We start from the raw sequence: 25,856 nt of genomic DNA, 5'->3' as shown, positions 1-25,856 counted from the left end.
GTCCGAAGTCAATTTTCAGTTAATAATTTTTAGTTGGCGGTTACTCAAGCTCCGTAACATGCTACTAATAAACCAATCACTCTTGAACCAATGAACCACCAGCGAAGAGCCATAAAAACCATTAACCAACAAACAAATGACCAATGAACAACTGAACGAATAAACCCATCTATTATCTTTGCATCCATGACAATAAGATTAGCCGTTAAAGAAGATATCCCACTAATTATGCAACTTGTGCGCAAGGTTGTGCCCTTAATGCGTGCTTCAGGAAATTTACAGTGGGGAGATGATTATCCGAACCCTGAAGTATTTACCAATGATATTACGATTAGTCAGTTATGGGTAGCTGAAATGGAAAATGAAATTGTTGGTGTTTCAGCAATTACGACAGATCAGGACCCCGAATATGCAGATGCGGGTTGGGACATTACGGAAAAAGCCATTGTTACGCACCGTTTAGCCGTAGATCCGGATTGCCAAGGCAAGGGCATTGCCAAAGCTTTGATGAACCAGGCAGAACAGGTAGCGAAAGCTTCGGGAATCTCTATCTTAAGAGTAGATACCAACAGTAAAAACATGGCCACACAAGCGCTTTTCCCAAAACTGGGCTATCAGTTTAGTGGCGAAATTAACCTGGCCAAGCGCCCCGGACTACGTTTCTTTTGTTATCAAAAGCTGTTGTAACAGTTAATTACACTCTTAACAAACCACGAAATGCCCTTGCAGCATAATACGATTGTGCGCCATTGTGGTACACGAACACATGATCGTAGCGCCGATCACCAAAAAGAGCACCTCCTAATTTTCTGATTCCGGGAGGAGTAACGATCCAACTGGATGTTTTCGTATCAAACTGGCCGAGTTGCTGCAAAAATCGATATTGCTCTTCTGTTAACAGTTCAATACCCATTGCAGCAGCCATATCAATAGCATTATTTTCTGGCTGATGTTCCTTTCTTGATTCTAGTCCTTCCAAATCATAACAAATACTCCTACGGCCTTTAGGGCTCTCTGCCGAACAATCGTAAAAAATATATTCACCTGTTTTTTCATCATAATCCACAATATCGGGTTCACCCCCGGTTACTTCCATTTCATCAAGTACCCAGAGTTTATCAGCATTAGATTCCAATTTTGCCTGTACTTTAGCCCATTCGATACCTTTATGACGCTCCATGTTTTTCTCGAAACGGGTTTTCAATGTATTCAGCAATTCATGCGTTTGTTCTACAGATAGTTCTTTTTTGCTCATATTATAGTTTCAATCGAATAGTTTCTTGGTTTTAAAAATACCAATTTTTATTTGGAGCGCAAAGCCTGTACAAAACAAGAAGTTTTTTCCCGTCTTCCACTTTTACGCTTCGCTTCCTCGTACCTCGTTGCTGCAGGGTAACGCTCAATGTTGTCATTAAGTTAAGGGATAAATCTCAAAAGATGTCACCCTGAGCGTAGTCGAAGGGCATTTATTTACGATTTATCTATCTCAAGAAGTCTTCGACTACGTTCAGACTAACAACTGCGGTGCTTAACCTAATGAAATTGCAGTAACGCTTCAATCGGGGCTAATTAGACAAAACAGTCGTTCATTTTTGAGGTTGCAGGGTGCACAAACCCTTGTTCCTAAACCCGACAACAGCGGCAGCCTCCGATTTTTTCTATCGGAGCTACAGCGAATGGCGGGACTGAACAACGCCAAGAACTACTGTACGCTCGTTTTCCTAGAAAAAAACCTTAATTATGCAAAGAACTTAGGCACATAAAGCTTATATTTTGTTAAAAATCCAAGCCCTTAATCAGGCTTTATTTTTTGAATTGAATTAGTGTATCATCAACCAAATGTGCTATCGATAGAAAATTATTAGCCAGTGATAAAATTTCATTTTGAAAATCGTTTGCATCACAATTTACCCAGCCCTGCATTAAAGTTAGCGGACCATAACTAACCCTCACATTTGGCCACTGGGTTTCAAAAATATTGAAACTGCTTCTGAATAGATCGGCAAATTGTCTGCTTTGTATGGCGTAATCTTTAAGATGCCTCAGTTTAAATGCATGAATGTTATAATAAATCTTCTGCTCTTGAATGGCGGCATCATTTATCCAAATGGAAAAGAAAATCCTCGAAACTGCAGTTAAGGGATCCTGCGCAGGACTTGCCCAGGATTTTTTATAGAGTTTTAAAAATGCAGAATCCAAAACCGCTCCAACAGCAGCCTCGATTTCTTTTTCATGAAGCATTTTTTGATCGAGCTGATCAGCTGCTTTTTGAAATTTCTCTAAGTAAAATGAAGTATGCATATAGCACTTTTGTAATTAAATGTAGTGAAAAAGGAGTAAACGGCTTACATAAATAAGTCGCCTCTCGACTGAAACGCAGTAGAATGGGCATGCGCTTACCTATAATACCGTAACCTAAGTACGAAAGATTATTCCTGTTTCGTTTCCTGCACACTTAGGTACTTAGACCTGAAGCCAGATGGGGGTTCACCGGTTTTAATCAAAAATAACCTGCTAAAGTATGCAGGATCATCATAGCCTAAGCTATAAGCTACCTCTTTTGCAGATTTATCGGTATGTACCAGAAGCCGCTTTGCCTCTAAAATTATCCTGTTCTTAATGATTTCGTTCGGTTGAGGAAGCCCCAGCCGCTTAAATCTATGGGTGAGGGTTTTTGGCGCGATCAGCAACAAGTCTGCATAGTCGGCAACATGATGCTTTTGTTTATAGTGAGCTTCAACCAATTTTGTAAATTTCCTAAAAAACTCGAGGTCATTATTGGGTCTGGCCGCCATCACCCCTTCTAAGTGCTGTACTTTCCATAATCGGGTCGACTTGATCAACAGCTGTTTAAGATATGTTCTGATCATTTCTTCCAGTGAGCCATCCTTCAATTCAAATTCGTCTTCCATCCTGGAAAACAAGTATTCAATAAAAGTAGCGTCCTGCTCGGGTATCACCGTCATTGGCATATTGTTGATATTATTAAACAAGAGCCCATCACAGGCAACTTCTTCATCATGCAACTGTATGCAATAAAAGTCGCGGTTATAAAAAACTAAGCGACCAGGTTGTTCACCAGGTTTTTCGATGCTCAGTACCTGATTTGGACTGACAAAGAATAGTGTTGGACCAGAAGTGTTATATATATTGAAATCTACTTTTATCTCAAATCCTTCGTTAAGATATAGCACTTTGATATAGGATTTATATGCTTCAGAATTAATGACTTCGATACTTTGTAAATCAACACTTAACATGCCGATGGTTTTAAGGTTTTCGTCAAAAATGCTTTGTTTCATAATAGCGCTAATCAGGTGAGTTAAAGATAAAAATATTCTTTGTGATGATTTTAATACTGGCTAAAACAAAAATTCCCTGCAGGTAATTACAAACCTACAGGGAACCATTGTGACTATTTTTTCGCAAATTTCTCAAGTTCGGTATTAAATTTATCCATCTCCTCTACAAAAAGTGCATGTCCGCTATTCTCGAATTTCACAATGTATGAGTTTTTCAAACCTTTGTGTAATTGCTCTGCCATGGTAAAATCAATCAATTGATCTTTTGTTCCCTGAAAAATGGCTACAGGGATTGTTATGTTTTTAAGTACAGGACGAAGGTCAAGGTCGCCAAGGGCAGAGATAGATTCAGTAACTGCATAAGGGCTTGCTGATAGATTGATATTCTCCAACCATTTATCTGTATTTTTTGGAAGTGTGGTACCTTTGGCCGCAAATGCAGCACCTAATCCGCCTATAAGATCTTCTCTGTTGGTCATGGTTTGTTTAATTAGTCCGGCAGCACCTTCTTCAGATATTCCGTAGTTGTAATCTGCACGTTGTTTCCAGGATGGTGCCGCTGCAGCAAATAGCGCCAGTTTGCTCACATGTGCAGATTTATACTTGTTTACATAATGAATGGTAACAGCACCGCCCATAGAGAAACCGCCCAGAACAGCATTTTCTATTTTTAAGGTATGAAGGACAGCATAAATATCGTCAGAAAAAACATCAAAATTGTATTTTCCGTAAGGCTTATCAGATTTACCGAAACCACGTAACGTAATACCGATTACCCTGAAACCTTTCCTTACCAGATACTGGTATTGATATTCGTACATTTCATCGCTAAGTGGCCATCCATGAATCAGTACAATTGGTTGTCCTACGCCAAGATCGGTTACATGAAGTTTCACACCAGGTTCAACTTCTATATATTCTGCTCTTCCGGCAGATGCAGGAGTTCTTTTGGTTTGTGAAAAAGCGAATTGGCTTGTAATTAAAGTAATAATCAGGCTTGTTGTTAAGATTAGATTTTTCATTGTTGCTTTTATTTAAATTAATGTTTGAAATATTTTGTTGTTTGTTGACAATACAAAGATGGGGAGAATACCCTGCCCAGGGAATGGACAAACAGACAACAGTCTTGTACATTTTTCCCATTTCAAATATTTTCATACTAATCAGACTGTTCATCTATACCATAGTATGGATTTTTAGCAAATCACTTACGCTACCTTTTCAGCTTTAGAAATAACTATCCGCAGTATATTAAAACCAAACAGTGACGTACTGACATTAAAAAAGCTCACACTGTTTAACAGAATGGGCTTTTAGTGATTTATGAACAGGTATGTAATTAAGTCAACAAACTTGATCTTAAGGTTACGACTGGATGAATGCTAAAATATCTTTATTAATTGTTGCGGCTTCCGTGGTTGGCATACCGTGAGGAAATCCAGGATAGGTAATCAATTTACCATTTTTTAGCAATTTAGCAGACTTAACGCCGGCATTTTGATAAGGAACAATCTGGTCATCTTCCCCATGTAATACCAGAACCGGAATATCAACTGCTTTCAAATCTTCATTAAAATCAGTTTCAGAAAATGCTTTTATGCCTTCATAATGCGCAACAATTCCGCCCATCATACCCTGTCTCCACCAGTTTCTTTGTACGCCTTCTTTTACAACTGCACCTTCCCTGTTGTACCCGTAGAATGGAATGGTTAAATCGATATAAAACTGCTGTCTGTTATTAAGCGTTTGATCTCTGATATCATCAAAAACAGACATTGGAACACCATCCGGGTTGCTGTCACTCTGCACCATTATTGGCGGAACTGCACTGATTAATACGGCTTTTTTAGCTCTTCCATTAGCATATTTATTAACATAGCGGATAACTTCGCCGCCGCCAGTAGAATGTCCGATATGAACAACATCCTGCAAGCCAAGGAAATCGACCAACTCAGAAGCATCAGCAGCGTAAGTTTCAATATCATGGCCATAAATATCCTGGCTGGAACGGCCGTGGCCTCTCCTATCATGCGTAATCACTCTGAAGCCTCTTTGCAGGAAAAAAATAACTTGTGCATCCCAGTCATCTGATGATAAAGGCCATCCATGGTGAAACATTAAAGTTGGCCCCTGACCTTGATCTTTGTAAAAAATCTCTGTTCCGTCTTTTAATTTTAGCGTACTCATAGTTTTAAGTTTTTGTAATTTATTTATTTTCTGAAGGTTTTTATTTTATTGTTTATCAAAAGTAAACTAGTAAAGGCGTTTAAATCTTGACCTATGATAAAATTAACCGGTTGATTAAGCATTTTAATTATTAAAAGCTGCAATTGCTTTCGTGATTCCTTCGCCGGCAGTAATGAAGAAAGCAGGTCCGGCTAATAATGTTATCTTCCTTATTGGTTTAAAGTTCGACATCTTTTTATCTTTTAAGTAAACCTGGGTCCGGTAGGCATTTATTGCTCCGGTAACACCATATCCTGCAACTTCTGCGGTTGGAGAATCTATTCCAGCATCTTTCAAATCAGATGCAAAGGCATATTCTGTAACCCCAAGGCGCAATGCTTCTTCCATTCCAACGGTGGCAACCTGCTGCATTAGTCCGGGCGTGAATTTGTTCCGGTCGCCTAATCCGATAAGCAGTAATTTTTTAGCAGCAATGCTTCCTGAAGGTGGTGTGATTAATAAAGTTTCTAATGAATGACCTGCGAATTTGCCTGATTTTCTTAGGTCTGTAATGAGGCCATTCAAACTTTTGTCCAGATGAACCATTCCGTTGACAGCTTCTGGTAAAGCGGGTGGCGAATTGAAGATATCACCTTCCGTATATTCAAAAACACATGCGATTTGCAATTGGGTATTTTCGGTTGAAGGCCCCTGTACCATTCCTTCGATGGCAATGCCGTCAACTTTTCCCCAGATTTTCGACGTGTTTACAGCTGCTGTTTGTGTCGTTGTCTGTGCAAATGATAATTGTGGTGCTGTAATGAGCATCGATACATATAAACAAATGTAAGCTGCTTTTTTAATGGTTCTGATAATCATAACAAGAGATTTAATGGATTAATAAATTTACTTTTTAGCTTTGGTTAATTAATAGTTTTTTGTTTTCCTACTGTAAATCTATTGCAGAATCAGAGCCTTTTAATTTCTAATTCGGTGAACAGGCAAAAAGAATCGTTGGAATTGTATGTTGCTTGCTAAACTGCGCTAAAAACAAAATCACCGCCATACAGCGGTGATTCTTTAGATCTAATGATAAATAAATTGGACTTTAGCTATTATCAGCTCATTTAAACAGCCATTTTTTAATCAGCCTGGTGTAGTTTGGCATCACCACATAAACCATCAGCAAAACAATACAACCAGAATTTATAAAGGCATCAAAATAATGGTTAACCGGAATGCCCAGCCATCTTAAAATTGGCAGCAACAAAACCGGGATAATTAAAGATAAGGGATAAATTGCCGACCAGGTGACCAGGTACTGTTTCCAGCGAACGGGTACCTTATGACCTTCATTTTCTGCATTGAAAAGAAAATCCAGGCCGGATTTTATTTGATATCTGTCATTCTTTCTGAAGAAAGGGCTTGCCTTTTCTATGAGTTGTTTCCGATCTCTGGATTCCATCCAGCTTTTTAGGTTATTAATGGTATCAAAGCGAATAATAACAGTATAAACAAATGTCAATTTAGGAATAGGCCTTACGATCTGTAAATCAATAAAACCCGTTGCATGTTTAGAAACGGGTAAGATTTCATCTAACCATTTTTCGTATTCTTTTTGTTTACCTTCCAGTATATGGTGGGTAATCACAACAGAGGCACCTGAATTTTCCATAGGGAGATGAATTTAAAAAATGGTTAAAAAGCTCTTTTATATTGCCATGGTACTTCGATCTCCATCTCCAACTCCTTAGCCGAATGGATAGCAAAATAAGGATCCCGTAAATGTTCCCTGGCAATGACAACCAGATCCGCCTTGTCATTAGCAATAATTTCATTTGCTTGTTTTGCATCGGTAATCATGCCGACAGCGCCTGTAGCAATGCCTACTTGTTCCCTGATAGCAGTTGCAAAAGGAATCTGATAACCCGGAAAAACTTTGTCACGACTTACATTTGTAAATCCTCCGCCCGATGCCGTAATAAAATCCACCCCGTTTTCTTTCAGTATTTTTGAAAGGGCGATACTATCTTCTAAAGTCCAGGCATCTGCAGTATCTATGTAATCTACTGCGGAGATTCTAACCAGTAACGGCATGCCCTCTGGAATTACTTTTCTTACTTCCGTTATGGTGTCCACCAAAAGACGTATCCGGTTTTCAAAAGTCCTGCCATATTCATCTTGCCTTTTGTTAATAACTGCTGAATAGAACTGATGAAACAAATAACCGTGGCCAGCATGAATTTCAATTGTATCAAAACCAGCTTCAACAGCACGATGTGCGGCATCAACAAATTTTACTTTTAATTCATCAATCTCGGCAATTGTTAGTTCTTGTGATAATACACCATTCAGCTCTGTTGCGGAACAGGTTTTAACAATCCACCCTCCTTCTTCCAGGCTTAAGGGTTTCATACCTTCATTAGGGTGTTTAAGGCTGCCCTTTCCTCCGGCATGCCAAAGCTGAATACCGATTTTACTATCCTGTTCATGAACGAAATCTACAATGGTTTTCCACGCATTTTTTTGCTCCTCATTCCAAATCCCTACATCGCTTAAGGTTGCCATTCCTTCAGGAGATACGGCCGTGCATTCTGTGGTAATCAAACCTGCACCACCAACGGCACGACTGCCCAAATGTACCAGATGCCAATTTCCTGGGACTCCGTTTTTTGCACTATATTGCTGCATAGGGGATAATACAATCCTGTTCTTTAAAGTAAGATTGCGAAAGGTTATGGGTGAAAATAGATCCATTTTATTTTTCTTTTATAACTGTTGTAAAAAAATTTTAGCTTCAGCAACTGCAAGGGTTAAAATGCTTTTTAAATCTTCTAAAACCTGCTGTAATGATGCCTTTTGTTCGGTCGCAACTTCAAGCACATCCAGTTTTTCTTCCAAGATTGTCAATAATCCCATCATGGCAATGCTGGTTTTAAAATCATGGGCCCTGTGGTTTACCGTTACAAAATCATGGCTTTGATAGGCTGTTAAAAGCTCCTGCAAATGAAGGGGTATGTTATCAATAAATTGTTGGGTAACTGTTTTTTCGAAATCAGTATCCCCTCCGCTTATTGAACGCATATAAGCAAGATCGAGATACTGAAAGTGGGTGGTGATTTCTGTCGCTTTTTTTTCTTTTTGTTGTGCGTTTTCAAGGCCGAATTCTGATATAAACTTAAACAATTTTTCCTCATTAATCGGCTTGGACAGGTATTCATTCATTCCGCGACTGAGGCATTTTTCTCTTTCTCCTGCCATTGCATGTGCCGTCATAGCGATGATGGGAATGTCGGATTTCAACACATCCCTTATGTGCTGCGTGGCTGCGTATCCATCCATCTTTGGCATTTGGATATCCATGAGCACCAGGTCGTAGGTTTGACCGGAGAGTTGTTCAATTGCTTCCAGACCATTGGATACGATATCAAACTCGATATTCCATTGTAATAATAAGTGCTGCATTAAACTTTGATTGATGGCATTATCGTCGACAACCAAAACCCGCAATGGTGCATTTGATTTATCCTTAAAATAACTGGTATTTACAGGCGGTATTACAGGGAGTTGACGCTCAGCAATGTCATAAGGAATATGAAAATTAAAAGTCGTTCCTTTTCCCTGTTCGCTGTTTACTTCAATATTTCCATTTTGTAACAAAATCAGATTTTTCACAATAGATAAACCCAAACCTGTTCCTCCGTAATTTCGGGTTATAGAATCTTCACCCTGGTTAAACCGTTCGAAAACTTCATTTAATTTTTCCTTATCAATCCCTATTCCAGTATCAGCAACCTTGAAACCGACTGTTATTTTACTTCCTGTTTGTTCTTTTTTATATACTTCAATATTGATTTTTCCGTGCTGGGTAAACTTAATGGCATTACCTATCAAATTAACCAATATCTGAGTCAATCTTGTGGCATCGCCGATTAGTGTATCTGAAACAGAGGAATCTATTTTGCTGGATATGGTCAAACCCTTTTCTCTTGCTCGCTCCTGAAAAAGCGTTTCTAAAGAATTAATTAAACCATTGATACTAAATGTTCCCGGCGTGATGCGCATCATGCCCGCTTCAATTTTGGAAAGATCCAGAATGTCGTTGATAATGGCCATCAGATTCTCTCCCGAGCGCTGGATAGAAGATACAAATTCAGTAGAAGTCGCATCTAGTGGCCTTTTTTGCAGTAAATTGGTAAATCCTAAAATACCACTCAAAGGTGTTCTGATTTCGTGGCTCATATTGGCCAGAAAATTTTCTTTTGTTTGTGCAGCAACCGATGCTTTCTTCTCGGCAATGGCAAGTTCCTGTATCAGTACATGTTGACGGCGAAACTGGCGGACAATATGGTATCCGATGATGGCGCCACTTACAACAAGCAATGCCAGTATGGAAATGTCATATAGCCTTGCCTTTCTCCCCATTTCTTCGCTTCGCTTGCTCAGTTTTACCATATTCAATTGCCGGCTTTCATAAATTTTCGCCGTAATTGATGTGATTTCGTTGGAAATTCTTCTCGCCCGCGGATTGGCAATGGAACTGCGATCGTCCATGTTTCCAATAGAAAGATAGCGACGTAAAAGTTTCTCCTTAACTACTTTTTTGTCCAATGTTAAAACACTTAGCCGACGGATCAGCGCTTCTTCCCTTGTATCAACATTATCTTTTGAAAGTGAATCGAGAAAGTTTTCTACCTGGTCTACCTTCTGGTCTACCCCTTCCAGGTGCGTGGTGTCATTTGTAGCTATAGATGCTCTTATCCTGCTTTCTACCCCTAAGATATCTCTGTCAATCTCCCTCAGGTGATTGCTGGAACGCAATTCCTTTAAAAGTATGTTGTTGTTGTTTATCAATGCCCTGGTATTTTGGGCCGAATTGATTTGCAACGCGATGAGGAGGATAGAATCTGCAATGAATGTAAACACAATCAGGTAAGCAAAACGTTTATTGCCCATCACTGTAGAAATATTGATCATAAACTAAAGTATAAATTGATGACAGGAACGCCTCAGCTCAAACGCATTGCATGGACACCTCAACTTAAAAAACATTCATTCTCGCATTGAGTGTCTTCCGATAAGCATCGGCAACCGGAATAAATTTTCCATTGATTACGACCCCGCCATCCTGCAATGTGTCTATTTTACCAAGCGCTATAATATAAGAGCGGTGAACCCTGATAAAATTATTTTTCAGCAAGCGTTCTTCAGCAGCTTTCATTGTACCATGTATGGCAAACATTTTTTCTGAAGTATAGAACTTTACGTAATCACCCATAGCTTCCGCATAAAAAATATCATCCAGGCTCAATCGCCTCGTAATATTTGAATCCCTGACGAAAATGAACTCTTCCTTATCAAACTGCACATGCTCTTTCTTACTATCTAATATAATTTGTGCTTTACTAACGGCCTGTAAAAACCGGGCTGGCGTAAAAGGTTTCAATAGGTAATCAGCAATATTCAGTTCGAAAGCTTCAAGCGCATATTCCCTTTTTGAAGATGTAAAAATGATAATAATATCTTTGCTTACCAGGTTTCTGGTAAGTTCTATTCCGGTCATTTCGGGCATCTCAATATCCAGGAATATCAAATCGACCTGATTGTTCTGCAAATGGTGATAGGCTTCTATAGCATTAGAATATTCATTTACAATAATGAGATTCGGGATTTGTTTTGCCAAATGAGCCAAAGTAGTTCTTGCAATAGCATTGTCATCAACGATTAGCGCTTTCATGGAGATGGTTTATTTGTGACTCAAATATAACTATTCCATTTATTTATTCTTTTCCGGATCAGTTATCTGAAGTAAGAACGGATCATCCAGGCCATTTCTTCGTGTGTTTCCATTAGTCCGGTAATAAAATCGCTGGTGCCATAATCTTTATATTTTTCTGCAAAAGGAACGATATTGCCACGTAAAAATTCGATGATGCTTTCGTGATCCCTTAAGAGGTCTGCCATATAACCTAAACCGTCATTAGTTCTTTCGCTGTATTCTGTAAGGTGAGTAAGTTCTAAATAAGTTTTCATCGTTGCAGGTGCAAAATGACCTATTTTTCGCATACGCTCGGCAACACTGTCGGTTAATTCATCGAGTTGTTTGTATTGATTTTCAAAGAAAATATGGTTTGCGTGAAAATTATCACCTGTAACATTCCAATGTGCGTTTCTGGTTTTGGTATACAATACAAATTCGTCTGCCAATAATTTAGCCAATTCTGCAGCGACTGCATCTGTGTTTTTTTCTGTAATTCCAATGTTAGTTTTCATGATTCAAGATTTTTATTTAAGCGGTATTGCTCTTTTCATGATTTAAAGATGCAGCAGGATCAGCTTAAAATCATTTGACTTTCGATAAACAGGCAAAATGAATCGTTGAAGGGTTGAATAAATTGCTTTTGCTAAAAGATGCATTTCACTATCAGAGAGGTCCGGAAGTATTGGAACCATATTTGTACAAGCAAAGAAAAATTAATCATGAGCGTTAAACAAAATTTATTTGCCCTGTCCATATTGCTAACCGGCCTGTACAGCTGTACGCAATCTAAACAAGATAGTTCCGCTAGCAACCAAGCAGCAGCAGACAGCACTGAAACCTCTATAAAAGGTTGTTACCTTTACACGGTCAATAAAGACACTTTTCAACTCGCCATCACCGCCATTAATAAAAACGATATAGAAGGATCAATTATTTATAATTTTTCAGAGAAAGATGATTCTAAAGGCACTTTCAATGGCCATTTTGACGGAAAGATCTTAAAAGGTGACTATACTTTTCAGTCTGAAGGAAGCACATCTGTACGTGAGGTGATATTCAAAAAAACACAAACGGGTTTCGTTGAAGGAACCGGCGAAGTTAAAGTTGTAGACAACAAAGCGGTATTCTCTAAACCCGATTCGATATCTTATGAAAATGGTATAGCCTTTACAAAAAGTGAAACTTGCCTGCCTTAAATTCTGATAGCTGGTTTGTTTATGCAAAGATTGGTACCGAATAAACTATGATTTACAAAATTAAGATATCCAACCATACTTACATTTTCGTTTAGCAGATCTCCAAACGGGATTATTACCTGGAATTCGTTTTTTTATGAGCCGTACAGGCATGTATTATGAGCCATGCGAGCAAATTGCGCATGATTTAAATTCAGACCTTTAAATCATGAAAAAAAGCACAACAATTCAATTAGGCCAAAATGGCCCTTTAGTATCCAAACTTGGTTTGGGCTGTATGCGCATGTCCTCTATCTGGGGCGGATCAACACCCGACGAGACGGAAAGCATTGCTACGATCCATGAAGCATTGGATAATGGCATTAATTTTTTGAACACCGGCGACTTTTACGGAGCTGGTCATAATGAGATCCTGGTGGGCAAAGCCATAAAAGGGAGACGTGACGAGGCATTTATCAGCGTAAAATTCGGAGCGATCTTCCATAATGGAAATTGGCTGGGACTAGATCTGCGTCCCATTGCCATTAAGAATTTTATAAACTATTCACTAACCCGTTTAGGGATCGAAACCATTGATTTATACCAACCCAGCCGGATGGATGACAGTGTACCAGTAGAAGACATCATCGGCACAGTCGCTGATCTGGTTAAAGAAGGTAAAGTTCGCTACATCGGTGTATCAGAGATCACGGCAGATCAGCTTCGGAAAGCCAATAGCGCCCACCCAATAAGCGCATTGGAAATCGGGTATTCACTGGCCGAGCGTGGGATTGAAAGCGACTTGCTTCCGGCGGCAAAAGCATTAGGAATTGGTATAGTGGCTTTCGCTAATACTGCCGAAGGTTTATTGACTGGCGACATGAAAGCTCCGCTTGCCGAGAATGATTACCGTAATCACTTCTCCCGTTTTCAGGGCGGAAATTTAGTTCATAACCTGGAAAAAGTGGAAGTATTAAAGCAACTGGCTGCCGATAAAGGTTATACACCAACACAGGTTGCGATAGCATGGGTAAAAGAGCAGGGAGATGATATCATGCCCTTAGTAAGCATGAGCCGCAGATCGCGTTTGCCTGAAAATATTGCAGCGATGAAAATTGTATTTACGCCCGAAGAAATGAATATTTTAAATACTACTTTTGCAACAGGCGCTATCCAGGGCGGCACTTATTTACAACGCTAAATGATCAGTCCAGCAGAGATTCTTCCCGGTGTAATATTCTATTCTTACCTTTCTGCAGAGCGGAAAGAGAAAGCATGTTTCTGGAATCACCATACCTTGATCCTACAGGTCTCGGGACAGTTCACGTTGGAAACTTCTACGCAAACCATTTCAATGACCGCCGGGGAAATGCTGCTGATCGGAAAAAATCAACTGGGTACAATTACCAAAACACCACTGCCTGGTGCAAACTATGAAACCATCGTGATATCCCTGCAGGAAGATCTGTTGCGCAGAATCGTGTTAGAAGAAAGGCTCAAAGCAGACCAGAAATACATTGGTCCGCCCAATATTTTAATTCCTTCCAATGAATTCCTGCAGGGTTATTTTCAATCCATTATTCCCTATGCGCGTAGTTCAGGCGCAGAGATGACCGACGAAATGGGCATCCTGAAAGTAAAGGAAGGCGTCAAATTATTGATGCTGGCCATGCCGGTACTGCTCAATTTTTTATTTGATTTTTCAGAACCATATAAGATCGACCTGGAAAAATTTATGCTGCATAATTTTCATTTCAATGTTCCTGTAGAGAAGTTTGCACAATTAACAGGCCGTAGCCTGGCAGCCTTTAAAAGGGATTTTATGAAGACATTCGGTGCTCCACCCCGTCACTGGCTTCAGGAAAAACGGCTAAATGAGGCTAAACACCTCATTGAAGCCAAACATCAAAAGCCATCCGCTATCTACCTCGACCTGGGCTTTGAAAGCTTGTCGCACTTCTCCCATTCTTTTAAGAAAAAGTTCGGAAAGGCCCCAACTGAGTTCATGTAGGAATAAACACAATCTTGTTAAATAAAGAAAAACAATTCAGACCCACCTTAATAACAGCCAAAATGTTGCACAATGGCCTCGCCTATTTCACTAGCTTTGACTCAGATATACCATACACATGAAGAAGATCCTGATCGCCTTAGCCCTTTTTACCACTACCTTCGCAATGGCTAAGACGCCCGTAAGGTCGACCATCGATGAGCGTGTCGAACTGTTCAGTATCATCTTCCGGCTTGCGGGAAACACAGAGTACAACATGAAGTTCGCAAAGCACTATATCGCCGACATCAATGCACATTTTGCCCCTTACAAGAACGAACCGGTGATTAACTTTGCAAAGGAACTTGCAACGGAAAAGAACATGGGCTTCTCAAAGGTGATGTTCCTTGCCGTCCACTTAAAAAAGTCGAAAAACGGCTTCACCATGATCCCTGAGCAAAACAATAACCTCATCGGAAAATGGGATCCTGCTGATACCGAAAAGTTCGTCAGGCTCGTGAACAGCTTTTACCGCCGCTCCGGTTTCAACCTGTTCTTTAGAGCCCATAAAAAACTTTACACCCAGGCCACGAAGGACTTCGACCAATCCATCGATGGATTCGACCAGCAATGGTACCTCGACTATTATGGTGACCACCAGGTCGATTATAGGGTAGCCATCGGGCTTGGCGACGGCGGGGCAAATTACGGTCCCAGCGTTACCCCAATCGGAAGCAAGCGAAGGGTCTACGCCATCATGGGCTCATGGACCTTCGCCGCTGATGGTACCCCGCTTTTCGCAAGGGAAACCTACCTCAACTACCTTATCCATGAGTTCAACCACTCCTTCATCGACCATATCCTTGAGCAAAGACCAAAGATCGATTCTATGCTTAGTGCATCCGGAGAAATTCTATTGGCAGCTAGACGCAAAGAGATGAAACTAGAGGGCTACGAGGACTGGCACAGCCTGATGAATGAATCCCTGGTACGGGCATCCGTCGTTCGTTATATGATAGACCATAAACAAAGTCAGAAGGAAATCAATAACGAGATCGCCAAACAAAGAGAAAAAGGTTTTACATGGATGGAAGACCTGGTACAATTGCTTGGTGAATATGAAACCTCAAGAGTAGACTACCCGACCTTTGAGCGTTTCTACCCACGGCTGACTACTTTTTTTGAAAAGACCGCAAAGAACATTAGCCGTTAACTAAAATCGACAAAAATTTTGTTGTTAAGAGAAAATCCATAGGCAAACAAACCCGAATATTTTCTAGAACAAATCTTTCTACTTTTTACTCGGCGATAAATATTTTCTTTTTGGCAATGTCAATGGTCAAAACATTTCCCAACCAATCTATACTGGTTTTACCTTCGTAAATCAGTCCGTCAACAAATGCAACATCAAGCCCTTCCATCTTACGCAGGTTATTCACTGTATTTAATTCGGAAAGCTTACCGATATAATAATTATTTTCCTTCTTAAAATCGCTTTTTACAGGGACTGCTTTAAAATCTGCTTTATTTAGGGCCAGGGGTTCCATTAACTTTGAACTGAACCAAAATGATTTTTTTCCGGCTCCACTATCCAATAATGTCTGGATTTTTAAAGTATTATTCAATTTAATATAGGTAAAAATATCAAGGGCTCTGCCTGCATAATCTGCTATCTGAATATCAATGTTTTTTTCATTTTTTGTTGCTTTATCAAAAACAATCTTTTTGTTGAGATAATCAATCGTAAGCGGTGTGTTGATGAAGGGTTGCAGCGAAATAATTCCATCAATATCCCCAAAATCTAAATCGACAATGGCGTATTGCTGATCTTTAAATTTTTTGTTATTCATTTCAAACCCTGTCGCGTTATACAAATCAAGGTTTAACTCTTCTCCTGTCGCTCTGTGTCCGACAAAAAAGTTGCCGGTTTTTTCATTCTTGAGTTTTTGAGAAAATTTAGTAAAAATAGCATTAAGCCCTGCTCCGGTATCCAGAATAAAATTCCCCTCCACATTATTTATTTTTGCCTTAATGATGATATGCCCGCTGGTATTCGTGGTAAAAGGCATTTGTGCATTAATTTTTAAAGAAAGAAATAGTAAGATAGAAAGGATGGTTACCGTAAATGGTCTTTTTCTCATTGTTATTTTTTTAATGATTTGTTAGCTTGTTGCGATGGCTTTATTTGCTTAAAACAAATATACTTTATTTCTAAGCAATCAGCCCGGTAAAGAAAGAGCCGGATCAGGGATCAACCGTAAAAATTGGGGAGTTTGAGAAGTTTATACCAAATAAAAAGCGTAATCCATTAAACGCTCCCATGATCTACGCTGATTTACAGCAAAATAAGCGATAAAAAAGAAGGGCAAGCGACCGTAAAACGTGCTTGCCCTATTTGGCTCCCTCTGCTGGGCTCGAACCAGCGACCCTCTGATTAACAGTCAGATGCTCTAACCAGCTGAGCTAAGAAGGAGTACTGGTTGTTTCCTAAAACGAGGTTATTTACACTTTGCAGCACATATACCCTTGTTCGTTTTGGGAATGCAATATTAGGGCTTTTAAATTATTTATGCAATATTTGCAGTGAAAAATTTTAAAAAAAATTTAATACATATATATGAGCCTGATAATCATAGGTACTGTAGCTTTTGATGCTATTGAAACTCCTTTCGGAAAAACAGATAAAATTGTTGGTGGTGCTGCAACGTACGCAAGTTTAGCCGCTTCTTACTTTTATAATAAAGCAAAAATTGTAGCTGTAGTGGGGGATGACTTTCATCAATCAGATATTGACACCTTAACCAAACACGGTATTGATACCGAAGGACTACAGATTAAAGCAGGTGAAAAATCATTTTTCTGGTCAGGTAAATACCACAATGACATGAACAGCCGTGATACTTTAATTACGGAATTGAATGTATTGGAAAATTTCGACCCGATTATCCCGGAGAGTTATCAAGATTGCGAGTACCTGATGTTAGGTAACCTAACCCCACAGGTGCAGCAAACGGTAATTAAACGCCTTAAAAACCGCCCGAAATTGATCGTAATGGACACCATGAACTTCTGGATGGATATTATGATGGATGATTTATTGGAAACCATTAAAATGGTAGATGTATTAACCATTAATGATGCTGAAGCACGTCAGTTGTCGGGCGAATATTCATTGGTAAAAGCAGCGAAGAAAATCCTTACAATGGGTCCAAAATATTTGATCATTAAAAAAGGTGAGCATGGCGCATTGTTATTCCATGAAGATCAGATTTTCTCAGCTCCGGCCTTGCCTTTGGCAGAAGTATTTGATCCAACAGGCGCTGGCGATACCTTCGCAGGAGGTTTTATCGGCTATTTGGCTAAAGTAGGTACAATCAACTTCAATAACATGAAAAATGCAATCATTTATGGTTCTGCACTGGCTTCTTTCTGCGTAGAGAAATTTGGAACAGAAAAGTTATTGAATTTAACCGATGAAGAAGTTGCAGCAAGAATTCAGGAATTTGTAAACTTAAGTGCTTTCACCATAGAAGTTTAATATAAATTAATTGTCATCCTGAGCCTGTCGAAGGACTTAACACGAGCTGTTTCGACAGGCTCAACATGACATATCTTAATTTTCATTCTATCGTTAATTCTACCCTGACAAAAATCAACTTAGTGTAGCCAATATTGCTATCGGTATAAATTTTTCAAAAACAGCATCGGTATGCGGTGCATCAGGCAGTTCGTCAGTTAAATCCTGCCCGGCCCAGTGCTCATAATGTTTCCCGTTCCGCCATAGCCTGCTATTGGTCATATCGTAGATCAAACCTTTATAAGCCACCCAGATCTGGGGTTTGTCCTGTCCGTTGCGCAAAGCAAGTTGTTGTTTGGTATAGCTGGGTAAATCCATTTAAATTAATTTCGGGCTGAAGTTAATCAAAAAGGTTTTTAAGCATATAAGAAATATAAGCTTATGTTTTCTTTAATGTCTTATATGGTTAATTAGCTATTATTTTAATAATAAGTTCTCATTATAAGAAGATTCGAGACCAATATCTGGATATTTCAATTTATTATTCTTATTTGAAGCACAAGGCCTGTACAATGCACAAAGTTTCCTCCCGTTTTACGCTTATACGCTTCGCTGCCTCGTACCTCGTTGCTGCAGGGTATCGCTTCAACCGGGGCTAATTGGCCACGACAGCATTTCATTTTTGGGGTTGCAGCGTGCAGAAACCTTCTTAATAAACCCGATTGCAATGGAAAGCCCACAGCGCAGCGAGGACTTGGAATGAATGAGCGGGACTGAATCCAGCCAAGAACTACTGAATATTTGTTTTCCAAAAAAATACAATCTTATCTTACGCCTGGCTTTTATCGCCCTTACTTTTAAAAACTTCGTACAGGTAAATATTCATCAATAACAGCCCCATTAAATAAAAATGATCTTCGAAAGGAATAGTACCCACTCGAAACCCAAGGTTTTGCTTATCGTTGTACATCACCACAGGCATAGAAGTTAAAAACCCATTTACAATATAGAAGGGAATAAGCGAAATCAGGTAAGCCCTGTAGAACTTGTACATAAACCGAAAATCGACATTTACATACTCTACATAAGCCAACACTATAAATAAAAAACCAAAATTGATCAGCGTGTACCACCTGTTATAACCAAAAAATAAAATGGCCACACAAAGCCCCAGGAACAGATTACTTATAGCGAAGCTATACTTCTGCAGGTCGTTTTTTGGAAAATAAGCATTCAAACATTCGTAAATAAACACACAGGCATAAGGAACCGTTAAAAAGAATAGGATCTCTTCTAAAGGTAGCCCCAAAAGGTTTAACCCAATAAGATAATCAGGATTAAAAGACCATACCGCGAGCCTGGTAAACAGGATATCCCAAATTAAAAATATAATACCAGTGAGCAATATTGCAGGAAATACAAACTTCCATTTACTAAAAAAATGAACCTTTTTATCGAATGATAAAACTAGTGGAAAAAAAATTACGGCAATATTAATAAGCAGATAAATGTACTTCATTCTAAAGGTGTTTGGTCAAAATTTTAACTTCAGCAGAACTGCATTTTTTACTGTCGATCATAAATTTAGCTACGTTTTTAATGAGTTCGCGATCGGCAAGACCAAAGTTTTCATTTTGATAATGTTTAACGATCTCTTTTTTATCCTGAGCCAGATCTTTACTGAAACCGAGAAAGGAAGGAGTATAAAATTCAATTGAAAACCGCATAAAACGGATCTCCAGATTTTCCTTGTCCATATCTATAGCTTTTTGCATTGTTTTTAGCGACTGGCTCACATACCTGATCTTGTTGTATGGATTCCAGGAGTGTTTGGCTTTGAGGGCCTCCAGGGTCCCTGTATAGCCGGTTATCAGGGCTGTTTTATTAGGTAGTTTGTTCAATTTGGCAAATAACGAGTCGGTTAGCTTCGGGTTTTCAACCGCCTTAACCATATTAATTTTTAATATCGCAATTTCTTTAGTGGATAACTGGGCATAAGTAACATGGCTTACTGCAAAGAGCAGTAAAAATATAATGCGTATTTTAATCATGGTTATGGACAAAGGTAAGAAAAGCTAAGCGCTTTTGCTTCCACTGTGATCCTGAGCGCAGCGAAGGATCTGCAACCGATGAAATACCGCACCCAAACGATCGATCGAATCAAGCCACCATAAAGATATAGCTAACAAAAGAAAGATTCTTCACTGCGTTCAGAATGACAATTATTTCTCCTCTCTGTCATCCTGAGCGCAGCGAAGGATCTGCAACCGATGAAAAACAGCACCTAAACTATCGATCGAATCAACCCTCATAAAGACTACTGCTAACAAAAGAAAGATTCTTCACTGCGTTCAGAATGACAAATTTATCCTCACTGTCATCCTGAGCGCAGCGAAGGATCTACAACCGATGAAATGAAGTACCCAAACGATCGACCGAATCAAGCTCCCATAAAGATTACTACTACAAAAGAAAGATTCTTCACTGCGTTCAGAATGACAAAGTAATTTTTAAGAAAAAATATTTATTTTTAATAATGAATCATAATTACTTCCTCTACATCTTAACTAATAAGAATAAAACTGTAGTTTATACTGGAGTAACAAATGACCTAGAGGTAAGGCTGAGGCAACACGAGGAGAACAAAGAAAATAAGTTCGCTTTTACTTATAAATACAATTGCCACTACTTAGTTTATTTTGAGAGATTTGAACACATTGAACATGCTATTGAACGTGAAAAAGAAATAAAAGGTTGGAAAAGAGCAAAAAAGAATGCACTAATTGAGTTACAAAATAAAAATTGGGATTTTCTTAATGATATCATTATTGAAGAATAATGTACGTTAAACTCACTTGGTTTTACTGTCATCCTGAGCGCAACGAAGGATCTGCAACCGAAGAAATACAGTACCCAAACGATCGATCGAATCAAGTTCCCATAAGATTATTGCTAACAAAAGAAAGATTCTTCACTTTCATCCTGAGCGCAGCGAAGGATCTCCAACCGATGAAATACCGCACCCAAACGATCGATCGAATCAAGTTCCCATAAAAATATAGCTAACAAAAGAAAGATTCTTCACTGCGTTCAGAATGACAATTATTTCTCCTCGCTGTCATCCTGAGCGTAGCGAAGGATCTTTAACCGAAGAAATACAATACCCAAACGATCGATCGAATCAAGTTCCCATAAAGATACTGCTAACAAAAGAAAGATTCTTCACTGCGTTCAGAATGACAAATACAGAATGACAAAAAACCAAAACAAAACGCAATAAAATTCCTTTATTTACATCATGGAGAAAAAACCCACGGTTACCGTCATAGGTGCCGGTTTTGCAGGCTTGGCTGCGGCAGCTTTATTGGCCAAAGATGGTTGTGATGTTACTGTTATCGAAAAGAACGAAATGGCCGGTGGAAGGGCCAGAACCTGGGAAAAAGATGGTTTTCTGTTTGACATGGGGCCAAGTTGGTATTGGATGCCAGATGTTTTCGAAAACTACTACCAGATCTTTGATAAAACAGCGTCCGATTTTTATGAACTGAAAAGGCTAAGTCCTTCTTACCGCATTTATTTTGGTAAAAGTGATACTATTGATGTTCCAGCGACATTAGATGACCTATATGCTTTATTTGAAAAATTAGAGCCCGGCAGCAGCGGCAACCTAAAACATTTCCTTGATCAGGCGAAGTATAAATACGATGTAGGCATGAACGAATATGTTTTCAAACCCTCGCATAGTGTAATGGAATATTTCGATCCGAGATTAGCCGTTAGCGGTATTAAACTGCAGCTATTGGGAAACATGCGAAAACATGTATACGATTTGTTTAAAAATGATCGACTGCGGAAACTGTTAGAATTTCCAGTTCTATTTTTGGGTGCCACACCACAAAACACCCCTGCATTATACAGCCTTATGAACTACGCCGACCTGGTGTTAGGTACCTGGTACCCTATGGGTGGCATGCACAAAATTGTAACCGCCATGCAGCAAATTGCAGAAAGTGAAGGGGTGAAATTTATTTTCGATACGGAAGTAACCAAAATTGAAGTAAAAAATAACCTTGCAGAATACGTAATTACGGATAAAGGAAACTTTAAAAGCGATTTTGTAGTAGGAAATGCAGATTATGAGCACATTGATCAACATCTTTTTGATCAACCTTACCGTAATTACAGTAAAAAGTATTGGGAAGAGAGAACAATGGCGCCTTCCTGTCTATTATTCTATATCGGCCTAGATAAAAAACTAGACAATATATTGCACCATAACTTATTCTTCGATGAGAATTTTGATCAACACGCTGAAGAAATCTACAGCAATCCACAATGGCCAACAAAACCATTGTTTTATGCCTGCTGTCCATCGGTTACCGATCCGAGCGTAGCGCCAGAGGGTTGCGAAAACCTTTTCTTTTTGGTTCCGCTTGCACCCGATTTAAAAGATAGCGAAAGCAAAAGGGAAGAGTATTTTAATTTATTGTTAAACCGCTTCAGAAATTTAACCGGAAACGACATTAGTGGTAACATTCTGTTTAAACGGAGTTACGCCATGAATGATTTTGTTGAAGATTACCACGCTTTTAAAGGAAATGCGTATGGATTAGCAAACACTTTGAAACAGACTGCTTTCTTAAAACCCAAAATGAAAAGTAAGGTAACAAATTTTTTATACACCGGACAATTAACCGTTCCAGGCCCCGGAGTGCCACCTGCAATCATCTCTGGACAAGTGGTAGCAAAAGAAATAAAAAAAAAGTTAAAAAAAGCTTGACAAATTTAAAATTTCCCCTATCTTTATAACCACAAAACAAAAACACTGCAATAACGCTTCAAAACACATAATCACTTGAGGTTTGCATTTGTTTCGAAATAAGAGAGAAGGCAATTTGTTGAAAGAAAAAATAAGAATCAACTAACCAAATATATGATAAGCAAAAAGGCCTGGATTTTCCAGGCCTTTTGCTTTTTAGGTTGTTTTGAAAAACTTTGCTCAAAAGTTCAGGCTTCATCACTGAGTTTCAAATTTATTGCAACGTTTCCTATACCTGTCAGTTCGAGCGAAGTGCAACGCAGTCGAGAGCAACGTAGTGCTCAGCAAAACTAAACTTGTTAGGATAGATCTCTCCATTCCGCTGCGCTTCAGTCGAGATGACGTTTCTTTTTGGAGTGATAACAAAAAAGGCCCAGATAAATCTGAGCCCCTAGTTTTTCAATAGATGTATCTTAAACCAATTCTACACTGGCAATTTCTTTTGAGTAAGTTTTAAGGTATTTTTTTAATATACCTCTTGCTACGTGGATACGTGTTTTTACTGTTCCAATCGGAATTTCTAACATATCTGCAATTTCATGGTATTTATAACCTTCAAAATAACGGATAAACGGCACATAATATTCTTCAGGTAATTGAGATAATGCTTTATCAATATCACCTAAAACAAATTTACTTTCTGCCTGGTTTTTGGTTGCACTATATGAAAGGTTCGCAGAAGAAATATCCTCGCTTTGGGTAATTAAAGTATTTGTTTTAACCAGTCGGCGATAGTTGTTAATGAAAGTATTTTTCATGATGGTAAACAACCAGCCTTTTAAATTCGTACCCTCTTTAAACTTATTGTAATAAGTGATCGCTTTCAGCATCGTATCCTGAACCAAATCATTTGCGTCTTCTGCGTCTTTCGTAAAATTTAAAGCATAAGATCTAAGTGATACCGAGTGATGATTAACCAGATGATTGAATTCAAATTTTGTCATGATATTTAGCTTTAGGAGATTAAAAACAAATCAATTATTGTTCATTCGCTTAAACTCAAACAAACTTAATACCAAAATTTTCTGGCACGGTGTTAAAAGTGTTCAATTACCTAATAGTCAGCCTTCGTCACAGAATATTTACTTCTCTTTCTAAAGTGACTCCAAAAGTAGACTTCACACTGTCTATTATTTGTTCAGAAAAATTATACACTTCTGTGCCAGTTGCGTGACCATGGTTAACTAAAACCAAAGCCTGATTTTTCCAGGTACCAGTTTGGCCAACTACTTTACCCTTCCAGCCACACTGCTCAATTAACCAGCCTGCCGCCAGTTTAATTTTATCATCAGTTGTAGGATAATGCACCACATCGGGGTGTTTAGCAACAATATCTGCAAATTCATGTTTTTCAATCACTGGATTTTTGAAAAAACTGCCAGCGTTACCAATAGTTGATGGATCGGGCAGTTTACTCACACGGATATGCGATACAGCAGACGAAACATCAACAATATTTGGGTTTTCTATCCCCCTGTTCAACAGTTCGGTTTCAATTGCACCGTAAGAAGTATTAATTTTTGCTTCGGCCGACAAACGGAAAGTAACAGATGTAATAATATATTGACCCTTCAACTCCCTTTTGAAAATACTTTCACGATAACCGAAATGGCAATCTGCATAGCAGAAGGTTTTCATTTTTCCGCTTCTAATTTCAAATGCTGTGCAGCTTTCGAAAACGTCTTTTAGCTCTATGCCATAAGCACCAATATTCTGTATGGGCGAAGCACCCACTGTACCCGGAATCAGGCTTAAATTTTCTACCCCCGCAAAATGATGTTCAACACAGTAGTTTACAAAATCGTTCCAAACCTCACCTGCACCAGCAGTTACCAAAACTTTATCATCAATAACTTTAGATTGGATGCCCTTGATGCTGATTTTAATCACTAAACCATTGTAATCCTTTGTAAATAATACATTGCTACCTCCGCCTATCACTAACAGCTGCTGAGCTTTTACAAGCTCGTTTTTAAATAAACTAACCAGATCTGCTTCAGAGGATATCTCAGCGAAATAACTAGCCTTAACATCTATACCAAATGAGTTATATGGTTTTAGAGAAATATTTTCCTGAATTTGAAGCATATTGATTTTGGGTTATGCTGCAAAAGTAAAATAAAAAATAATTAAGGAACGATTTTGGTAATCCCCTTATCAAAATTAAAGCTTAAAATTTTAGGCTTATCTCCGGCTACAGCTACACCAGAAAGTTTCCAGCCAATAAACGCAGGTTTGGTTTTAGCAAGCTCCAACAATTGATACCGTTCTTTAGTTAATCTGGCACTGATCAACCCAACGCTATCCGACTCTGCCTGACTCAAATGCTCAATCTGGGTTTCTAATTCAGCCAGGGTAACATCCAACTCATTTCCCTTTTTGATACTATCAGCATAAGCCTGAGGAGAAATATTGTATAAACTATCTAATTTTGAACCGTCAAAATTCAAATCCTGGTCACTGGTTTCGTATTTCGACTCCACAAGTGCAATGGCGCGGTCTTTATTAGTCTTTTTGCCACAAGATTATAAGGTTGAAGAAATAATTACAAGAAGAATGACCTGATAATAATTTTTCATTTAGTATAATTTAGCTTTTTAATACTGCTTTCCGCACAAACAACAATCCAAAAGCCTTTCCCTTCTCTTTACCCCTGTTTTTATGGTGAATTTTGTGTGCCTTCCTGACAGCCTGCAAATAAGCATTATTACTTTTAAAGGTTTTAAAACGACGGTGCACAAACCAATCGTGCACTACAAAATAAATCACGCCATATAAAGTAATACCTAAGCCCACAAAAAATCGGTAACCAAAGCCATCCCGATCGACGTACATTAAATAAAGTGATACTCCGGCAAATAACACCGCAAACAGATCGTTCCATTCAAAAAATGATTTTGCCTTTTGGTGATGGCTTTTATGCATAAACCAGAGTGGCCCATGGAATAAATACTTGTGTATAAACCACGACAAACACTCCATAAAAATAATGGTAAATAGTAAAATAATGATATTAATGAATACAGACAATTTTTCTAAAATATTGGTTTGTAAAGATATAAACAGTCAAAGATGCAAAATTATGTCATTACACTGTAAGCTTAATATTGTTTTTAACAAACTTTT

General features: G+C 38.7%; 27 protein-coding genes and 1 tRNA gene. 8 read left to right on the top strand and 20 right to left on the bottom strand.

Annotated elements, in window-relative coordinates; all coding sequences use genetic code 11:
• Nucleotides 1-186 precede the first annotated feature (186 nt).
• Complete coding sequence (locus tag ACUN24_RS07615; RefSeq protein WP_445561944.1) at nt 187-687, top strand: GNAT family N-acetyltransferase; 501 nt, start codon at nt 187-189, stop codon at nt 685-687.
• Nucleotides 688-694: 7 nt separating this feature from the next.
• Here the strand turns inward: ACUN24_RS07615 and ACUN24_RS07610 are convergent, their stop codons facing one another.
• The 11 genes from ACUN24_RS07610 to ACUN24_RS07560 form a co-directional block, all read right to left on the bottom strand.
• Nucleotides 695-1,255: a DUF4256 domain-containing protein gene (locus tag ACUN24_RS07610; protein WP_445561943.1), complete on the bottom strand. Its 561-nt coding sequence runs from the start codon at nt 1,253-1,255 to the stop codon at nt 695-697.
• Between the two features lie 548 nt (nt 1,256-1,803).
• The gene (locus ACUN24_RS07605) at nt 1,804-2,301 is read right to left on the bottom strand and encodes a hypothetical protein (protein WP_445561942.1); all 498 of its coding nucleotides are present in this window, start codon (nt 2,299-2,301) and stop codon (nt 1,804-1,806) included.
• 128 nt (nt 2,302-2,429) lie between these two features.
• Entirely contained in the window at nt 2,430-3,302 is an 873-nt protein-coding gene (locus ACUN24_RS07600; RefSeq protein ID WP_445561941.1) for a helix-turn-helix domain-containing protein, read from the bottom strand.
• A gap of 113 nt (nt 3,303-3,415) precedes the next feature.
• A complete protein-coding gene (locus ACUN24_RS07595; protein ID WP_445561940.1) occupies nt 3,416-4,324 on the bottom strand; it encodes an alpha/beta fold hydrolase in 909 nt (302 codons plus the stop codon).
• 343 nt (nt 4,325-4,667) lie between these two features.
• Nucleotides 4,668-5,489 carry an alpha/beta fold hydrolase gene (locus ACUN24_RS07590; protein ID WP_445561939.1) on the bottom strand — a complete coding sequence of 274 codons (822 nt, stop codon included), beginning with the start codon at nt 5,487-5,489 and terminating at the stop codon, nt 4,668-4,670.
• A 123-nt stretch (nt 5,490-5,612) separates the two neighbouring features.
• On the bottom strand, nt 5,613-6,347 hold the full coding sequence (locus ACUN24_RS07585) for a M17 family peptidase N-terminal domain-containing protein (RefSeq protein ID WP_445561938.1): 735 nt from the start codon (nt 6,345-6,347) through the stop codon (nt 5,613-5,615).
• A gap of 244 nt (nt 6,348-6,591) precedes the next feature.
• Nucleotides 6,592-7,143: a hypothetical protein gene (locus tag ACUN24_RS07580; RefSeq protein WP_445561937.1), complete on the bottom strand. Its 552-nt coding sequence runs from the start codon at nt 7,141-7,143 to the stop codon at nt 6,592-6,594.
• Nucleotides 7,144-7,166: 23 nt separating this feature from the next.
• Nucleotides 7,167-8,225 (bottom strand): NADH:flavin oxidoreductase/NADH oxidase, encoded by a 1,059-nt coding sequence (locus ACUN24_RS07575; RefSeq protein ID WP_445561936.1) that lies wholly within the window; start codon nt 8,223-8,225, stop codon nt 7,167-7,169.
• Between the two features lie 12 nt (nt 8,226-8,237).
• Entirely contained in the window at nt 8,238-10,445 is a 2,208-nt protein-coding gene (locus ACUN24_RS07570; RefSeq protein ID WP_445561935.1) for an ATP-binding protein, read from the bottom strand.
• 64 nt (nt 10,446-10,509) lie between these two features.
• Nucleotides 10,510-11,205 (bottom strand): LytR/AlgR family response regulator transcription factor, encoded by a 696-nt coding sequence (locus ACUN24_RS07565; RefSeq protein WP_445561934.1) that lies wholly within the window; start codon nt 11,203-11,205, stop codon nt 10,510-10,512.
• Between the two features lie 62 nt (nt 11,206-11,267).
• Nucleotides 11,268-11,741 carry a Dps family protein gene (locus tag ACUN24_RS07560; protein WP_193422051.1) on the bottom strand — a complete coding sequence of 158 codons (474 nt, stop codon included), beginning with the start codon at nt 11,739-11,741 and terminating at the stop codon, nt 11,268-11,270.
• Between the two features lie 207 nt (nt 11,742-11,948).
• On the opposite strand from ACUN24_RS07560, the gene ACUN24_RS07555 reads away from it, so the two are divergent.
• The 4 genes from ACUN24_RS07555 (at nt 11,949) to ACUN24_RS07540 (ending at nt 15,607) form a co-directional block, all read left to right on the top strand.
• A complete protein-coding gene (locus ACUN24_RS07555; protein WP_445561933.1) occupies nt 11,949-12,425 on the top strand; it encodes a hypothetical protein in 477 nt (158 codons plus the stop codon).
• A 208-nt stretch (nt 12,426-12,633) separates the two neighbouring features.
• Nucleotides 12,634-13,605: an aldo/keto reductase gene (locus ACUN24_RS07550; protein WP_445561932.1), complete on the top strand. Its 972-nt coding sequence runs from the start codon at nt 12,634-12,636 to the stop codon at nt 13,603-13,605.
• The gene (locus ACUN24_RS07545) at nt 13,606-14,415 is read left to right on the top strand and encodes a helix-turn-helix domain-containing protein (RefSeq protein WP_445561931.1); all 810 of its coding nucleotides are present in this window, start codon (nt 13,606-13,608) and stop codon (nt 14,413-14,415) included. It begins immediately after the preceding gene.
• Nucleotides 14,416-14,533: 118 nt separating this feature from the next.
• Nucleotides 14,534-15,607 (top strand): DUF4932 domain-containing protein, encoded by a 1,074-nt coding sequence (locus ACUN24_RS07540; protein WP_445561930.1) that lies wholly within the window; start codon nt 14,534-14,536, stop codon nt 15,605-15,607.
• A gap of 85 nt (nt 15,608-15,692) precedes the next feature.
• On the opposite strand, the gene ACUN24_RS07535 is transcribed toward ACUN24_RS07540, so the two are convergent.
• A complete protein-coding gene (locus tag ACUN24_RS07535; protein ID WP_445561929.1) occupies nt 15,693-16,535 on the bottom strand; it encodes an aspartyl protease family protein in 843 nt (280 codons plus the stop codon).
• Between the two features lie 255 nt (nt 16,536-16,790).
• A tRNA-Asn gene (locus tag ACUN24_RS07530) sits at nt 16,791-16,867 on the bottom strand.
• A gap of 144 nt (nt 16,868-17,011) precedes the next feature.
• Here ACUN24_RS07530 and ACUN24_RS07525 point away from each other — a divergent pair.
• On the top strand, nt 17,012-17,932 hold the full coding sequence (locus ACUN24_RS07525) for a PfkB family carbohydrate kinase (RefSeq protein ID WP_445561928.1): 921 nt from the start codon (nt 17,012-17,014) through the stop codon (nt 17,930-17,932).
• A gap of 114 nt (nt 17,933-18,046) precedes the next feature.
• Here ACUN24_RS07525 and ACUN24_RS07520 read toward each other — a convergent pair whose 3' ends face one another.
• The 3 genes from ACUN24_RS07520 to ACUN24_RS07510 form a co-directional block, all read right to left on the bottom strand.
• Nucleotides 18,047-18,289 carry a cytochrome b5 domain-containing protein gene (locus ACUN24_RS07520; protein ID WP_193423161.1) on the bottom strand — a complete coding sequence of 81 codons (243 nt, stop codon included), beginning with the start codon at nt 18,287-18,289 and terminating at the stop codon, nt 18,047-18,049.
• 451 nt (nt 18,290-18,740) lie between these two features.
• Nucleotides 18,741-19,430 carry a lycopene cyclase domain-containing protein gene (locus ACUN24_RS07515; RefSeq protein ID WP_445561927.1) on the bottom strand — a complete coding sequence of 230 codons (690 nt, stop codon included), beginning with the start codon at nt 19,428-19,430 and terminating at the stop codon, nt 18,741-18,743.
• Between the two features lies 1 nt (nt 19,431).
• Entirely contained in the window at nt 19,432-19,962 is a 531-nt protein-coding gene (locus tag ACUN24_RS07510) for a hypothetical protein (RefSeq protein ID WP_445561926.1), read from the bottom strand.
• A gap of 485 nt (nt 19,963-20,447) precedes the next feature.
• Between ACUN24_RS07510 and ACUN24_RS07505 the strand changes: the two genes are divergently transcribed.
• Both ACUN24_RS07505 and ACUN24_RS07500 read left to right on the top strand, forming a co-directional pair.
• Complete coding sequence (locus ACUN24_RS07505; RefSeq protein ID WP_445561925.1) at nt 20,448-20,750, top strand: GIY-YIG nuclease family protein; 303 nt, start codon at nt 20,448-20,450, stop codon at nt 20,748-20,750.
• A 459-nt stretch (nt 20,751-21,209) separates the two neighbouring features.
• Nucleotides 21,210-22,691, top strand: a complete 1,482-nt coding sequence (locus ACUN24_RS07500) for a phytoene desaturase family protein (RefSeq protein ID WP_445561924.1) — start codon at nt 21,210-21,212, stop codon at nt 22,689-22,691.
• Nucleotides 22,692-23,143: 452 nt separating this feature from the next.
• On the opposite strand, the gene ACUN24_RS07495 is transcribed toward ACUN24_RS07500, so the two are convergent.
• The 4 genes from ACUN24_RS07495 to ACUN24_RS07480 form a co-directional block, all read right to left on the bottom strand.
• Nucleotides 23,144-23,674: an RNA polymerase sigma factor gene (locus tag ACUN24_RS07495; protein WP_121284155.1), complete on the bottom strand. Its 531-nt coding sequence runs from the start codon at nt 23,672-23,674 to the stop codon at nt 23,144-23,146.
• Between the two features lie 127 nt (nt 23,675-23,801).
• Nucleotides 23,802-24,818, bottom strand: a complete 1,017-nt coding sequence (gene murB / locus ACUN24_RS07490; RefSeq protein WP_445561923.1) for a UDP-N-acetylmuramate dehydrogenase — start codon at nt 24,816-24,818, stop codon at nt 23,802-23,804.
• 41 nt (nt 24,819-24,859) lie between these two features.
• Nucleotides 24,860-25,213, bottom strand: coding sequence for a hypothetical protein (locus tag ACUN24_RS07485; RefSeq protein WP_445561922.1), 354 nt, complete (start codon nt 25,211-25,213; stop codon nt 24,860-24,862).
• A gap of 106 nt (nt 25,214-25,319) precedes the next feature.
• Nucleotides 25,320-25,760, bottom strand: coding sequence for a sterol desaturase family protein (locus ACUN24_RS07480; RefSeq protein WP_445561921.1), 441 nt, complete (start codon nt 25,758-25,760; stop codon nt 25,320-25,322).
• Between the last annotated feature and the right edge of the window lie 96 nt (nt 25,761-25,856).

The sequence above is a fragment of the Pedobacter sp. WC2501 genome (assembly GCF_052682415.1).
Note: the sequence above shows the minus strand (reverse complement) of the source record. Positions and strands in the feature narration are given on the sequence as shown.